We start from the raw sequence: 13,611 nt of genomic DNA, 5'->3' as shown, positions 1-13,611 counted from the left end.
AACTTTTTGAAGCTGATTAAGTATAGTTTGGGGGAACCTTATGAAAAGAATCCTTTTATTGATGACTGCAAGCCTTGCAATGATTTCGTCGGCTGTAGCTGCACCTGTCCAATGGTCTTCCGGATCTGGTGCCAACAATCACTGGTATGAGTTTGTTGCTCTCGGGGCCGGAGATCCATCTTTGACGGCATCACAGGCGGAAGCGCTTGCTGAATCTTCTTCCTTTATGGGCTTGGGTGGCTACTTGGCAACAATAACGTCTGCCGCCGAACAGGCTTTCTTGAACTCGGCTTGGCCTGGTGCAGGGAGCATTACCGGTCAATTTAACGGTTACAGTTTCTTCCTTATTGGCGCGACAGATCGCAACACCGAAGGTAACTTTGAGTGGCTTGGCGGACCAGAGAGCGGCAATCCGCTGACATATACGAATTGGAGTGCTGGAGAACCGAATAACTTCCAGCAGAACAATGGGGAAGACTATGTTGTGGCCTGGTGGCAAGACAGCCTTTCCGGAAGCTGGAATGATGTACCTGACAACTCCGACATTCGTGGCTATCTCGTCGAGTACAGTGTCACTCCCGTTCCAGTTCCAGCAGCACTCCCGCTTCTCTTGGGTGGCCTGGGGTTACTTGGTCTTGTCGCGCGCCGGAAACGCGGTGCCGCAGAAGCCTGACCTTGGATTTACGGATTAACCCAACCTGGCCCGCTGTTTGCGGGCCACTTTTATGTGCGTGTGCGAACACCTTGTAGATTGGGCGGAGCGGATTGCCGAAGCGATCGGGTCTGACAATTCTTTTCGGCCCGCCTTGTTTAAATCTCTTTTTCCGCCTATGTAGCCACGATCGATTTTGCTTGATGAACTTTGTCTCTGCGCGAATTGCGCCTCGAACGATCTTCCCTCTCAACGTCGACATATTCGCTGCGGTGCGCCTCAGGGCATGCCGCACACATTCTCATGACCGATTGAAAGGAAGTCGTTATGACCATCGGAAACGTGAAATTCTTCAACGCAACCAAAGGCTACGGATTCATCCAGCCGGAAGACGGTGCGTCGGACGTTTTTGTGCATATTTCCGCCGTTGAACGCGCCGGGATGCATTCGCTTGTAGAAGGCAAGAAAGTCAGTTTTGACGTGGTCAAGGACAGCCGCTCCGGCAAGTCCGCCGCAGACAATCTGCAAGAAGCCTGATTCCCGTCCCGGGTCCGTGACCACGGATGTACTGGCACGGACTGATGAGACGAACGGAAAGGTCGGGAAACTCCCGGCCTTTTTTGCATTTCGGCTTCTCGGTGTCGCAATCACAAAGGTTGTTCACTGGCATTGAAGATTGAGACTGTCAGCGCCAAGGCGCGCATGATTGCAAGTCGCGTCAATGGTCGGACGGCCCGAATTGGCGTTGTAGATCTGCGCGCCGCAGTCGGCGCAATATTCCTTGGTCATGGTGTTGCCGCTGTCCGACCTGTGCTGGAACTTCGCCGTTTCGCCTCTGGTCATCGTGAGGTCCGCGAGCTTCACAAAGACATTGGTTGCGTAGCTCGCTCCGGATGACTTGCGGCAGTCGTCGCAGTGGCAGTTCCACATGTTGACCGGATCGCTCGACACCTCGTAGCGGATCGCGCCGCACAGGCACCCGCCCTTGAAACCTGGCATGTTCTTCGTCTCCCCTGACCGGTTTCAGGAACCGGTCATGTTGTTCTGCCTGACATGGACGGCAGAGATGTCGACCGTCTCCCACACATCTGCCGCCTTGAGCGGATCACCCTCGATAAGCGCTTCAATCGACGCCCGGTCCGGCGCATCCAGCAGGAAGAACGACCCGCTCATGGTCTCGCCGTCGTCCCGTGTGAGCGGCCCGGAGAGCAGCACCCTGACGCCATGCCGGGCAGGGGCTTCGCCCAGATAGGCGCGGTGGAGATCGATGACGTCGAGGCGCCGGTTTAGGGCGTCCGGGCGGTCCTTGGCAAAGATGACGAAATGCATGGTGGTTCCTACTCAAAGACTAGGCTGAGCGCCGGGATGAAGGTGAGCAGCAGCGTGACGATGGTCATCATGACCACGAACGGAAACGTACCGATGAAAATGTCGCCGAGCGTCGTGCTGCTGTCCGATATCGTCGCCTTCACCACATAGACCGTCAGTCCGAAGGGGGGTGTCAGCAAACCGATCTCCACGGCGATCACGGTGACGATGCCGAACCAGATGAGATCGCCGCCAAGCCCCGTGACGATGGGCAGCGACAGCGGCAGAAGGATCAGCATGATCGAGGTGGAATCAAGGATCATGCCCATAACGATCACCAAGAGCAGGTAGATCATCATGAAGCCCATCAGCCCGAGCCCGGCATCGGAAAAGAGCATGGTGATTTCCTGAGGGATCGTCGACAGCGTCAGCATCCTTGAATACATCGAGGCCGCAATGATCAGGAGCAGGATTGAGACAGAGACAAGACCGGTATCGACCAGCACCTTCCAGAACCGCGCCCAGGTCAGGCTGCCCTTGGCAACGGCGACGGCAATGGAGGCGGCGGCGCCTGCCGCACCGGCTTCGGTCGGCGTGAAGAACCCGGAATAGATGCCGCCGAGCACGATGATGACAAGAACCGTGATCGGGATCAGCTTGACGACGGCCGTACCCCAGGTTTCCCCCTCGATCACGGCCGGGCGGTCGCTCTGCATCACCATTCTGGGACGGAACCGTGCCATCAGGTAGATGCCGACACCAAACACTAGCGCCAGCAGGATGCCCGGGACGATCGCGGCCAGGAAAAGCGCCCCGACGGACTGTTCCGCCAGAACTCCGTAGATGATCAGGAGCAGGCTCGGCGGGATCAGCATGCCGAGGACGGACGACCCGGCAACCACACCGAGCGCGAAGCGGTTGTTATAGCCGTTGGCCACCATCTGCGGCACCGCGACCCGAGAGAACACCGCTGCCGAGGCGATGGAAATGCCGGTGATGGAGGCAAAGACGGCATTGGCGGCTACTGTCGCCATGCCGAGGCCGCCCTTGATTTTTTGAAGCATCCAGGCGGCGACCCGGTAGGCATCGCGTCCGATATCTGCCGTGTCGACAATCAGGCCCATGAGCACGAACAGTGGCACCACGCCGAAGAGATAGCGGTTGATGGCCCCGTCGGCGGCCAGCGCCAGCGAGCGCATGGCCACATTCGGGTTGTCGCGGATCAGCCAGATGCCGAGAAAGCTGAGCAGGATCAGGACCACGGCGATATGCGCGCCGGAGAAGATCAGCATCAGCATGAAAAAGATGGCGGCGACACCGATTTCGATCCGGCCGAGATCGGCAAAGAACACCCCGTAGCCGAGTACCAGCAGCAGCGCGAACCCGATCAGGATGGGCAGTCCCCGGGGCGGCAGGTCGACGGAGTGGCGGACGGTAAGGGATTCGACACGCGAAGCGTTCAGGATTTCCTTCACATCCGTCAGGACCTGTGTGGCGAAGGCCAGGCACGTCAGGATCGAGCCGCCGAAGAGACAGGCCTTGATCGGCCAGACCGGGGCGGTGAAGACGCCCTGCGCGCCGAAAAACTCGTTTTCGACCCAGGCATCGACCAGCTTCGGCCAGGTGCCCCAGGCAATCAGGGCAAAGACGAAGATGCCGGCAAGGTGAAAGAACACGCGCATGACGGCGGCAGCGAAGGGCCGGTGTTCCTCAATGCTGCCGATCAGGATGTCGGTGCGGGTCATGCGCCCGCTCATGACAGTGTGGCCGGCCTGCAGGAAAACGATGGCAACGATGGAGTTGGCAACGATCTCCGCAACGCCCTGCACGGGCGAATTGAAGAAGGTGCGTCCGATAATGTCGGAGCAGATCAGGAGCATCAGGCAGAAGATCCAGATCGAGGCGGCCGCACTGACGGCACCGGTGAGCGCGGAAACCCCGTTCACCGTCCGGTCGGCGCCGTGGCGGAATTGTCTTGATGTGATCGCCACGGCGAAACCTCCCTTTACTTCTTGGTCCAGTCGATGCGCGGCTCCAGGCCGGCATCACGCACCTTGGCCATGTAGGCCTGCAGCACGTCCTCGGCGCCGTCTGAGGCATTGGCGTCGGACCAGTCCTTGGCAAGGTTCGGAAGACCGTCGGCCCAGATCGAGACTTCTTCTGCCGGCAGCGTGGTCACGGTCGCGCCGACTTCCGGCAGTTTGGCCAGGAACGCCTCGTAGCGCGCCATGACTTCCTCGGCATGGGCAACCGTGTATTCCTCGCCAAGCTCTGTCAGGACCTTGCGGACATCGTCCGACAGCCCGTCCCAGACATCCTTGTTGATGCCGAGACCCCCGGTCATCTGCGCGCCTATACCGACAAGCGTGACGTAAGGGGCGACCTCGTAGTGCTTGTTCGGAAAGGCGCCGGTCACGATGACGACCATGCCGTCGGCAACGCCGGTCTGGATCTGGTTGTAGTAGGTCGGCAACGCGCCGTTCACCGGGACCGCGCCCAGATGCTTGATCCAGTTGGCGGACGGGCCGGGCGCCAGGATCTTGCGGCCTTCCAGGTCCTTCAGGGAGTTCACCGGGAAATTCGTCAGCAGGTGATAGGTCTCCACACCGCTGGCGCCGAGGAAGACGACGTTCTGATCGTCCCAGGCTTTCTGCAGGGCGGGCAGTTCGCGGTGCAGTTCGTTCATGATCTTCAGCGTCGCGACAAGATCATCGGAAACGAACGGCGTGAAGTAGGTCATGTTCTGGAGCGGCATCTTGGAGCCTTCCCAGAGCGTGCCGACCCAGCCGGCGTCGGTCAGACCATCGCCGACGGCTTCCAGTGTATCCTTGAAGCCGTAGAGCGATCCGCCATAGGCTTCCGTCCATTCGATCCGGTCTTCCGACCCCATAGCCTCCAGGCGCTTGTTGGATTCGCCGACCACCAGGGTGGACAGCTGTCCGACCCAGGGCAGGACGGTCGGATGGCTGGATGCCATGGTCAGGTTGTAGGTTTCGGCCTGTGCCGGTGCCATGGCCGCTACGGCGGCAAAGCTGAGTGCAGCTATCATGCGTTTCATGCGTTTTCCTCCCAAAAAGGCGGTCATCAGGCGACCGCGTGGCGTCCTGTCGAGAAATTCACCTCGACCGTGATCCGGCCTTCATTGAGCAGCCAGGGCCGGATCGTGAAACTGCGTGCACCCGAGGAATGCATCGGGTCTGTCTCGGCGATTTCTCGGGCGTGGGCGAGGCTGTCGGCGCGAATGATCACCATGCCTTCGCCGTTCCAGGTGTGTTCGTCATCGGCCCAGAAGGGGCCGGCGCCGAGCATGATGCCCCTCTGTTCCAGGTCGACCTGGAACTTCAGGTGTTCTTCGATGTTTTCCATCACCGGCCCCATTCCGTTCGTCGGGCTGGTGAAGACGACGAAGAGCTGCTTTTGCAGCATCCCCGCCGAGGCCTTCAGGATGTCGTCCTTGGTTATGTGCGGGCCTGACATGGCGTGGTCCTCCTAAAGCGTCTGGCAGACGTCGGTGTAGTCGAACCTGGGCAGGCGCCGGAAAATCTTCGATGTGTCGGCGTAACCAAGGTTGACAAGGAAATTCGATTTGAGGGACGTCCCATGGAAGAACTCCTCGTCCACTTTCTTGTTGTCGAAACCGGACATGGCCCCGACATCCAGCCCGACGGCTCTCGCGGCGAGCATGAAATAGGCGCCCTGCAACGTCCCGTTCCGAAAGGCGTTGACCTGCGCTGCCGTTGAGTTGTTGCGGAAGATGTCCTGCGCATTGGGATTGGGCGGAAACAGCTTCGGCAGCTCTTCCCAGAAGTTCAGGTCATAGGCGATGATCGCCGTGACGGGAGCGGTGCGCATCTTGGGCCTGTTGGCCTCCATCAGGCACGGCTCGAGCCTGTCCTTGGCATCGTCCGAACGGATGAAAAGCACTCGCATGGGCTGCTGGTTCATCGAGGTCGGTCCCATTTTTGCAATGTCGTAGAGCGCATGAAGCGTCTCTTCGGACACATCGCGGTCCTGCCAGCCGTAGTGGGTTCGGGCGACTGTGAACAGGAGTTCGAGGGTTGTCGGGTCCGCTGCATGTTCCATGGCCTGGAAGGCGCGGGCGGCCTCTCTGGCTTCAACGTGTGCGGCTTCGAAGGGATCGCTCATTTGCGGGTTCCTGGGTTTTTCAGTGGGATTTGGGGGCAAGGCCAAGCAGCGACCGGGCTTCGGCGGCCGACGCAACGGGCCGGTTGTTGGCGGCGCAGATTTCGGCTGTTCGCCTGACGAGGGCAGCGTTCGACGGTGCGAGCCGGTCCCGGTCGAGGCGGATATTGTCCTCAAGCCCGGTGCGGGCATGGCCGCCGGCAGCGATCGACCATTCGTTCAAGGTGAGCTGGCTGGCGCCGATGCCGGCGGCGCACCATTCGGCATCCGGCATCAGGCGCTCGACTGTCCTGACGTAGTAGTCGAACACATCCTTGTCCGCGGGCATGGCGTTCTTCACACCCATAACGAACTGGATGTAGATCTCGCCCGGGATGCGTCCGTCCCGGTTCATCGCCGCCGCCTGGTGGATATGGCTGAGATCGAACGCCTCGATCTCAGGCTTGACGTTATGGGTCCGCATTTCTCCGGCCAGCCAGTCGACAAGGTCCGGGGCGTTCTCGTAGACCCTGGTCGGGAAGTTGTTGGAGCCGACCGAAAGCGAGGCCATGTCCGGCTTCAGCGGCAGCATGCCGCCGCGCGCCTTGCCCGCGCCGGATCTGCCGCCCGTTGAGAACTGGATGATCATGCCGGGGCAGTGCTTTTCCAATCCTTCCTTGAGCCGGGCGAATTTCTCCGGATCGGAGCTCGGAGTCTGATCGTCGTTGCGCACATGGGCATGGCAGATCGTCGCCCCGGCCTCGAACGCCTCGTGGGTGCTCTCGACCTGCTCGGAGACCGTGATCGGCACCGCCGGATTGTGCTCCTTGCGCGGCAGGGAGCCGGTGATCGCGACGCAGATGATGCAGGGCTTTGACATCTTACGCTTTCTTCGGAGCCAGCACGAAATCGAACTCGACGTCCCAAAAAGAAGGGCCGCTGAATCCGGCGTCCCGGGTCTGTCCCGGGTCCTCGATCATGCGGAAGTCCGCGATCAGGCTTTTCTTGACGCCGAACACGCTGTCGGAATCGATGTACTCGTCGTCCGGGTCGAAAATATGCGTGGTCAGTTCGTCGTAGCCGTCCTTGGACACGATGTAATGGAGATGCGCGGGGCGGAACGGGTGCCGTCCGAGCCGGTTCAGCATGTCGCCGACGGGTCCGTCTGCCGGGATCGAGTAGTGTTTCGGCTTCACCGCCCGGAACCAGTATTTGCCGTCCGGCCCGGTGCGGAACACGCCGCGCAGGTTGAACTCCGGCTGGATGCCTTTCTGCTGGACGTCATAAAAGCCTTCGTCATTGGCCTGCCAGACATCGATCTTGACCCCTTCCATGGGATTGCCGTCGATGTCCTTGACCATGCCGCGCACCAGCAGGTCTTCGCCCTTTTCATCCAGGCAGATGTTGTGGCCCATCTCGTATTCCGGTGCATCGCCCAGGTGGAAGGGCCCGAGGACCGTGTTTTCCGATGCGCCGGTCGGGCGGCGCGAGTTGACGGCATCGACCAGCATCGAGACACCGAGTACGTCGGACAACAGGATGAACTCCTGGCGCCAGTCGTCGCATTTGTGACCGGTGGCCGTCAGGAACTGAATGGCCTTGAACCATTCTTCCTGGGTCGGCTCGATCTCCTTGACCGCCTCGTGCAGCTTGCGCGTCACGACTTCCATGATTTCCTTCAGGCGCGGGTCACTGGCGTTCTTGTTCCGGCCCGTGACCACTTCTGCGGAATTTTCTTCGGTGAAATAACCAAGCTCATGAGCTTCCATCGGGCTCTCCTTAACGTGCGAGAATTTTGGAAAAGACGCGGCGCAGATCGCCGGCGGGATCGCTTGTCAGTCCGGTGCTGCGCCACGCGACATGCTGGTCCGGACGCACCAGGACGCAGCCCTTGTCGCTGACCTCGCGCGCCCGCGCCCAGTCGCCAGTGTGATCGACATATGTCCGGCGCGGACCGATCACATGCACCACGACATTGAGGCCGAACTCCGCGCCGACGGACTTCGCGGTTTCTTCCCAGGCTTCGCCGCCGATGCCGGTGAAGACGGTGAAGGCTCCGCCGCCGCACAGATCGAGCGTCGAAAACTTGTCGCCCGTGTCGTGATCGAACAGCCAGCAATGGGGAATGCGGGCTCCCGGCCAGGTGGTCGCCTGGTAGTGAAGCTCTGCATCGCGCTCGAAATCCGGTTCCGGCTGGCCGTCCGTTTCAACTGCATTTGACTTGTAACGTTGGTTCATTTCCACGCCGTGGGCATCGAACTCGTATTTCTTGAAGGCGATCGCCTTGCGGATCGCCTCGCGTTGCGCTTCAGCGGCGTCGGTGCTGTCGCAGCGGGCCACCAGGTTCTGCTGCATGACTTCCGGATCGACGCCTTCGCCCATGCCGAGCGCTTCGAAGATCGGGCCGAATTCGGCAATCGACTGGTTGGCACGCGTCACGATCTGCTTGGCGACGGGTGCCCGTTCGACGCTGTAGCTGTCGAGCAGCGCTTCGCTCGCCTGTCCTTTCAGGACCGCAGCAAGCTTCCAGGCCAGGTTGAAACTGTCCTGGATCGAGGTGTTGGACCCCAGACCGTTGGACGGCGGATGCCGGTGCGCCGCATCGCCCATGATGAACACCCGGTCCTTTTGCATGTGCGTGGCGTACATGTTGTTGACCGTCCAGGTGTTCGCCGAAATCAGCTCGATGGTGAGTTCAGGGTCACCGACCAGTTGGCGGGCCACGTCGGTCGCCATGGCTTCATCGACCTCCGGGGCCGGCTGGTTGATGTCGTAACCCCAGACGATCAGCCACTCGTTCCAGGGGCGCACCATCCGGACCAGACCCATGCCGATACCGCCGACATCCGCGCCAGGCTGCATCACCCAGTAAAGAACGGAGGGCCGGTGGGCGACATATTTGGAAAGGTCCGCCCGGAACAGGATGTTCATCGAGCCGCCGACGCCCATCTTGCCTTCGAACGGCAGGCCGGCATGCTCGGCAACGAGGGAATTGCCGCCGTCAGCGCCGACGAGATAGTTCGAGCGGATGGTGAACTCCTTGCCCGACAGCCGGTCGAGGCAGGTGGTTGTCACGCCTTCCGCGTCCTGTTCGTGCGAGAGGTACTGGGTCGACATGCGCGCCTGGGTTCCCCGGGAGCAGGCCGTCTTGAAGAGAAGCGGCTCCATGAAGGTCTGCGGCAGGTCGTTCATCATGGTCGGCGAGGCCATCAGGTGCTCGGCCTTTGAGAGCGGATGGTTGCCCCAGCTCTTCATGCGGCCGATTTCTTCACCGGTAAGGCTCTCGCAGAAGACGTTTTCGCCCATGAGTTCCTGGTGCGCGGCGAAGAGGTAGGCCTCGTCCTCGACCTCGCGTCCGAGATCCCTCAGGACCTCCATGGTCCGCTGGTTGGTGATATGCGCGCGCGGCGTGTTGGCGAGCCAGCGGTAGCGGTTGATCGCCATGTTCTCGATGCCGTAGGTCGAAAGAAGCGCCGCTGTCGCGGAGCCCGCCGGACCTGTGCCGATGATCAGGACATCGGTGCTGAAATCAGCCATTTGCAGTTCCTCCAAATATCGATCAGGACCGGGGATCCCAGAGGCGCGCGTCGAAATCCGCCTCGTAGGCCTTGCCGTCCGGGTAACTCACGAGTTCAAGCTGCATGCCCCAGGGAGCGAGGAAATAGACCCAGGTTTCCCCGGCCGACGGGCCGTCGGTCATCTTCGTCGGTGCTCCCAGCACCTTGATGCCCTTGTCCCGCAGGTAGGCGACCGCGCCATCCATGTCGGTGGTGTAGAAGGCGAGATGATGCCCGCCGATGTCGGAGTTGCGCGGCGGCTCGCTGTCCTGGTTCGGCGCGGTGTACTGGAAGATTTCGAGGTTGGCGCCGTTCGCGCAGCGCACGAGGCGCATGGCCGGAATGGTCGCTTTCGGATCGACGTTCAGGTGATCCTGCATCCAGGTGCTGTCGCCGCCCGAAAACGGGCCGAGCGGATAGAACGCCTTGCAGCCGAGCGTGCCGGTGAAGAACGTGACAGCCTCTTCCAGGTCGGGGACGGTGAAACCGATATGGTCCATACCCTTCATGCCGGGCAGGCCATCGGCCGTCGCCATGGAGCCGCTTGCGATCAGAAACAGGGCTGTGAGTGTCTTTTTCATGTCAACCTCCCGGGTTTTCGGTGGGGCCGCTGGAGAGACGGCGGCGGATGGGAAAGAGTTCGATGCCGGTGCGGTCGGTGAAGAGACCCCAGAGGCCACGCGGTGCGAACAGCATGATGACGATGCCCAGCAAACCGAGGACCAGCAGGTACCAGGAGCCATAGCCGGACAGGGAATTCTGCAGGGCAAAGAAGACGAGGACGCCGATGATTGGTCCCTCGATCGTTCCGATGCCGCCGATGACGACGATGAAGATCACGTAGGCGGTCCAGTCCAGCACCGAGAAGGCGGCATCCGGCGAAATCCGGGCCTTCTGGACATAGATGAGTGCGCCGGCGAGCCCCGTAATGAAGGCTGTGCTGAGATAGACGATTGTCTTCAGGCGCTGCGCATCTACGCCGACGGAACGGGCGGCGTTCTGGTTGTCGCGCACGGCCGCGAGCCCGAGACCCTGGCGGGAGCGTAGCAGCCGGTAGACCACTCCGACCGTCACGACCGCCAGCACCAGGGCGAGCCAGAAGGTGATGACGTCTGTGGCAGCAGAGGTCTTGAAGCCGAACGTGTCCTTCAGGAAGTCCAGGCCGAACATCTCGCGGGTCGCGCTGCGGGGCAGGGACGTGCCCGTGCCGCCGCCGAGGGCTTTCCATTGCGCGACCGTAAGACGGACGATTTCAGCGACGACCCAGGTGCCGATGGCGAAATAGGCCCCCTGCAGACGGAAAGTGAAGAAGGCGGTCGGGATGGCCAGCAGGGCGGCTGCGACCCCGCCGATCAGGATCGAGACCAGCGGATCGAGGTCCAGAAGGATGACGCCACCGAACATGGCGTAAGCGCCGATGCCGACGAAGGCCTGCTGGCCGACGGAGACGAGACCTGCATAACCTGCCAGAAGGTTCCAGCCCTGGGCCAGCACCAGCATGGTCAGGATGAAAAACAGGTCCTGGATAAGGCTGCGCGATGCATAGAAAGGGGCAAAGGCGAGGACGAGCACGAGGACAGCGGCAAGACCGAGAAAGATGGTCGACGTGCGGGTCCGGGTTTCAACGGTCCAGGCGGGTTGGGCTGAGGTGGTCATGGCAGCTCCCCTCAATCCACGGCCCGCGGGAACAGGCCGCGCGGTCTGAACAACAGGACGAAGACGAAGGCGACGTGCCCGGCGAGGATCTGCCATTCCGGATTGATCGCGGCCCCGAGGGTCTGCGCGACGCCGATAATGATCCCGCCGGCGAGCGTGCCCCAGAGCGATCCGAGGCCGCCGATGATCACTGCCTCGAATGCGTAGATGAGGCGAGCCGGGCCGATGGTGGGGTCGAAATTGGCGCGGGTGCCCAGGTACAGCGCGGCAATGGTCACGACGACCATGGCGATCCCGGTCGCGGTTGCGAAGATGTTCTGGGGTCGGATCCCCATGAGGCTGGCGGTAACAGAGTCATCCGAGGTTGCCCGGAAGGCCCGGCCGAGCGACGTGCTGTAGAAAAGCCGGTTGAGCGCAATGATCACGATGATCGCGGACAGGAAGGTGAGCAGCGGCATGACGCCAACATTGACGGGACCGAGTGCGAGCGATGCGGTTTCCAGCGGGCCGACGGACAAGCGCTGGCTGTCGGCGGAAAAGCCTTCCAGGAGAGCGTTCTGAATCACGATCGACAGACCGAAGGTAACGAGTAAAGGCGGCAGGATGTCGGGTCCGAGCGTCCGGTTGAGAACATGCATCTGCAGCAACCAGCCGATGCCGAACAGCAGCGGAGCAGAGATCAGGGCTGCGAGAAACGGGTCGATGCCAAGCAGCGTCACCAGCACAAGGATCAGGTAGGCGGCCATGACGATAAGATCGCCGTGGGCCAGGTTCACCAGCCGCATGATCCCGAAGACAAGGCTGAGTCCGGCGGCGAAGAGGGCATAGAGCCCGCCAAGCAGAACCCCCTGGACGATTGTGTCAACCCAGATCATGCGGAAGCTCCGAAATAGGCGTTGTGGATTGCGTCGCGGCTGAGGTCGGACGGAGCCCCTTCGAGCGTGATCCGCCCCTCCATCATGCAGTAGACGCGGTCGGCAACTTTCAGTGCCTGGCCGATGTCCTGCTCCACCACGACGATGGAAGTTCCGGCTTCCTTGATTTTCGGAAGCGCGGCGTAGATGTCCTTGATGATCACCGGTGCAAGGCCGAGGCTGATTTCATCGCACAGGAGCACGCGCGGATTGGACATCAGCGCCCGTCCGATCGCCACCATCTGCTGCTGTCCGCCGGAAAGGGCGGTTCCTGGATTGAGCCGGCGCTCCTTCAGGACCGGGAACATCTCGTAGACGGTCTCAAGGGTCCAGACGCCGGCGCCTTTGCGGCCGTATGCGCCAATCAGCAGGTTTTCCTCAACGCTCAGCGACGGGAACAATTTGCGTCCTTCGGGCACCATGGCGATGCCTTTTTTGACGATATCCGCCGCGTGCCTGGAACCGATCCGGCCGTTCTCGAACATGATCGCTTCGGGCTGGTTGGTCAGAACGCCGGAGATGGAGCGCATCAGCGTGGTCTTGCCGGCCCCGTTTGCGCCGATGATCGCCACCGTCTCGCCTTGTTCGAGCCGGATATCGACCCCGAACAGCGCCTGGAAGTCACCGTAGTGGGCGGTCAGATTGTCGGTCTGAAGAAGCGCCATCACACATCGATCCCGAGATAGATTTCCCGCACTTCCTGCGAGTTCATGATGGCGTCCGGCTCACCGATACCGATCACTTTGCCGAAGTCGAGCACAAGAAGACGTTCGGCCACCGATGTAAGGGCGTGGAGGACGTGCTCGATCCAGATGATCGACATGCCGCCCGAGTGGATCCTCTGGATGGTCGCGACAAGCGCATGGCATTCGCCTTCGGTCAGCCCGCCGGCGATCTCATCGAGCAGCAGCACCTTGGGCCGGGTTGCCATGGCGCGGGCCAGCTCCAGGCGCTTGCGCTCCAGCAGGCTGAGCCTGCCGGCGACCTCGTTCGCCTTGCCGATCAAGCCCGTTTCAACGAGGATGTCCGCGCATTCGTCGGATACTGCGCTTTCCGGCAACCGGTTGCCGAAGGCTCCGGCAACGATGAGGTTTTCAAAAACCGTCAGCTTCTCGAAAGGCTGCGGGATCTGGAACGTGCGTCCCAGTCCGCTGAGACACCGCTCCATCGGCGGGACATGGGTCACGTCCCGGCCGAGAAACGTGATCCGGCCCTCATCGACCGGCAGATTGCCGGTAATGAGGTTGAACAGGGTCGATTTGCCGGCGCCGTTCGGTCCGATCACACCCAATGCCTCGCCTTCAGCAAGATCAAACGTGATGTGTTGCGAAACGCGCAGCGCGCCAAAGGCTTTCGACACATTGTCCAGCGCCAGGATCGTCATTGGCTCTCTCCCTCAAGC

The 13,611-nt window shown here is 61.3% G+C and carries 16 protein-coding genes; 2 read left to right on the top strand and 14 right to left on the bottom strand.

From position 1 onward, the window contains the following. The first annotated feature begins 40 nt into the window (after positions 1-40). Together ACO08A_RS26300 and ACO08A_RS26295 are read left to right on the top strand one after the other, a co-directional pair. Positions 41-673 carry a C-type lectin domain-containing protein gene (locus ACO08A_RS26300; protein WP_422038796.1) on the top strand — a complete coding sequence of 211 codons (633 nt, stop codon included), beginning with the start codon at positions 41-43 and terminating at the stop codon, positions 671-673. 306 nt (positions 674-979) lie between these two features. Next, positions 980-1,189: a cold-shock protein gene (locus tag ACO08A_RS26295; RefSeq protein ID WP_422038794.1), complete on the top strand. Its 210-nt coding sequence runs from the start codon at positions 980-982 to the stop codon at positions 1,187-1,189. Between the two features lie 123 nt (positions 1,190-1,312). Here ACO08A_RS26295 and ACO08A_RS26290 read toward each other — a convergent pair whose 3' ends face one another. From ACO08A_RS26290 to ACO08A_RS26225, 14 genes are all read right to left on the bottom strand, one after another. After that, entirely contained in the window at positions 1,313-1,651 is a 339-nt protein-coding gene (locus ACO08A_RS26290; protein WP_422038793.1) for a GFA family protein, read from the bottom strand. A 24-nt stretch (positions 1,652-1,675) separates the two neighbouring features. After that, positions 1,676-1,981 (bottom strand): YciI family protein, encoded by a 306-nt coding sequence (locus ACO08A_RS26285; protein WP_422038792.1) that lies wholly within the window; start codon positions 1,979-1,981, stop codon positions 1,676-1,678. 8 nt (positions 1,982-1,989) lie between these two features. Further along, positions 1,990-3,951, bottom strand: a complete 1,962-nt coding sequence (locus ACO08A_RS26280) for a TRAP transporter large permease subunit (protein WP_422038791.1) — start codon at positions 3,949-3,951, stop codon at positions 1,990-1,992. Between the two features lie 14 nt (positions 3,952-3,965). Continuing rightward, positions 3,966-5,018 carry a C4-dicarboxylate TRAP transporter substrate-binding protein gene (locus ACO08A_RS26275; RefSeq protein ID WP_422038790.1) on the bottom strand — a complete coding sequence of 351 codons (1,053 nt, stop codon included), beginning with the start codon at positions 5,016-5,018 and terminating at the stop codon, positions 3,966-3,968. A gap of 26 nt (positions 5,019-5,044) precedes the next feature. Beyond that, positions 5,045-5,437, bottom strand: a complete 393-nt coding sequence (locus ACO08A_RS26270) for a YciI family protein (RefSeq protein WP_353996139.1) — start codon at positions 5,435-5,437, stop codon at positions 5,045-5,047. 12 nt (positions 5,438-5,449) lie between these two features. Further along, complete coding sequence (locus tag ACO08A_RS26265) at positions 5,450-6,043, bottom strand: malonic semialdehyde reductase (protein WP_422041822.1); 594 nt, start codon at positions 6,041-6,043, stop codon at positions 5,450-5,452. A gap of 82 nt (positions 6,044-6,125) precedes the next feature. Then, complete coding sequence (locus ACO08A_RS26260; RefSeq protein WP_422038789.1) at positions 6,126-6,962, bottom strand: 3-keto-5-aminohexanoate cleavage protein; 837 nt, start codon at positions 6,960-6,962, stop codon at positions 6,126-6,128. Between the two features lies 1 nt (position 6,963). Beyond that, the gene (locus ACO08A_RS26255; protein ID WP_422038788.1) at positions 6,964-7,851 is read right to left on the bottom strand and encodes an intradiol ring-cleavage dioxygenase; all 888 of its coding nucleotides are present in this window, start codon (positions 7,849-7,851) and stop codon (positions 6,964-6,966) included. A 10-nt stretch (positions 7,852-7,861) separates the two neighbouring features. Next, positions 7,862-9,619, bottom strand: a complete 1,758-nt coding sequence (locus tag ACO08A_RS26250) for an FAD-dependent oxidoreductase (RefSeq protein WP_422038787.1) — start codon at positions 9,617-9,619, stop codon at positions 7,862-7,864. A gap of 22 nt (positions 9,620-9,641) precedes the next feature. After that, positions 9,642-10,220: a VOC family protein gene (locus tag ACO08A_RS26245; RefSeq protein WP_422038786.1), complete on the bottom strand. Its 579-nt coding sequence runs from the start codon at positions 10,218-10,220 to the stop codon at positions 9,642-9,644. A gap of 1 nt (position 10,221) precedes the next feature. Further along, positions 10,222-11,295, bottom strand: coding sequence for a branched-chain amino acid ABC transporter permease (locus ACO08A_RS26240; RefSeq protein ID WP_422038785.1), 1,074 nt, complete (start codon positions 11,293-11,295; stop codon positions 10,222-10,224). Positions 11,296-11,306: 11 nt separating this feature from the next. Then, positions 11,307-12,170 carry a branched-chain amino acid ABC transporter permease gene (locus tag ACO08A_RS26235; protein ID WP_422038783.1) on the bottom strand — a complete coding sequence of 288 codons (864 nt, stop codon included), beginning with the start codon at positions 12,168-12,170 and terminating at the stop codon, positions 11,307-11,309. Further along, entirely contained in the window at positions 12,167-12,874 is a 708-nt protein-coding gene (locus tag ACO08A_RS26230; protein ID WP_422038782.1) for an ABC transporter ATP-binding protein, read from the bottom strand. Before ACO08A_RS26230 ends, ACO08A_RS26235 begins: the two co-directional genes overlap by 4 nt. After that, entirely contained in the window at positions 12,874-13,593 is a 720-nt protein-coding gene (locus ACO08A_RS26225; RefSeq protein ID WP_422038781.1) for an ABC transporter ATP-binding protein, read from the bottom strand. The genes ACO08A_RS26230 and ACO08A_RS26225 overlap by 1 nt, the downstream gene beginning before the upstream one ends. Positions 13,594-13,611 lie beyond the last annotated feature (18 nt).

It is taken from the genome of Roseibium sp., from assembly GCF_965232425.1.
Taxonomy (GTDB): domain Bacteria; phylum Pseudomonadota; class Alphaproteobacteria; order Rhizobiales; family Stappiaceae; genus Roseibium.
The sequence above is the reverse complement of the archived record's forward strand: the minus strand, read 5'-3'. Positions and strand labels throughout refer to the sequence as shown.

Coding starts and splice junctions, on each gene's coding strand:
- ACO08A_RS26300 (WP_422038796.1), top strand. CDS start 41: ATGAAAAGAATCCTTTTATTGATGACTGCAAGCCTTGCAATGATTTCG.
- ACO08A_RS26295 (WP_422038794.1), top strand. CDS start 980: ATGACCATCGGAAACGTGAAATTCTTCAACGCAACCAAAGGCTACGGA.
- ACO08A_RS26290 (WP_422038793.1), bottom strand. CDS start 1,651: ATGCCAGGTTTCAAGGGCGGGTGCCTGTGCGGCGCGATCCGCTACGAG.
- ACO08A_RS26285 (WP_422038792.1), bottom strand. CDS start 1,981: ATGCATTTCGTCATCTTTGCCAAGGACCGCCCGGACGCCCTAAACCGG.
- ACO08A_RS26275 (WP_422038790.1), bottom strand. CDS start 5,018: ATGAAACGCATGATAGCTGCACTCAGCTTTGCCGCCGTAGCGGCCATG.
- ACO08A_RS26270 (WP_353996139.1), bottom strand. CDS start 5,437: ATGTCAGGCCCGCACATAACCAAGGACGACATCCTGAAGGCCTCGGCG.
- ACO08A_RS26265 (WP_422041822.1), bottom strand. CDS start 6,043: ATGGAACATGCAGCGGACCCGACAACCCTCGAACTCCTGTTCACAGTC.
- ACO08A_RS26260 (WP_422038789.1), bottom strand. CDS start 6,962: ATGTCAAAGCCCTGCATCATCTGCGTCGCGATCACCGGCTCCCTGCCG.
- ACO08A_RS26255 (WP_422038788.1), bottom strand. CDS start 7,851: ATGGAAGCTCATGAGCTTGGTTATTTCACCGAAGAAAATTCCGCAGAA.
- ACO08A_RS26250 (WP_422038787.1), bottom strand. CDS start 9,619: ATGGCTGATTTCAGCACCGATGTCCTGATCATCGGCACAGGTCCGGCG.
- ACO08A_RS26245 (WP_422038786.1), bottom strand. CDS start 10,220: ATGAAAAAGACACTCACAGCCCTGTTTCTGATCGCAAGCGGCTCCATG.
- ACO08A_RS26240 (WP_422038785.1), bottom strand. CDS start 11,295: ATGACCACCTCAGCCCAACCCGCCTGGACCGTTGAAACCCGGACCCGC.
- ACO08A_RS26235 (WP_422038783.1), bottom strand. CDS start 12,170: ATGATCTGGGTTGACACAATCGTCCAGGGGGTTCTGCTTGGCGGGCTC.
- ACO08A_RS26230 (WP_422038782.1), bottom strand. CDS start 12,874: ATGGCGCTTCTTCAGACCGACAATCTGACCGCCCACTACGGTGACTTC.
- ACO08A_RS26225 (WP_422038781.1), bottom strand. CDS start 13,593: ATGACGATCCTGGCGCTGGACAATGTGTCGAAAGCCTTTGGCGCGCTG.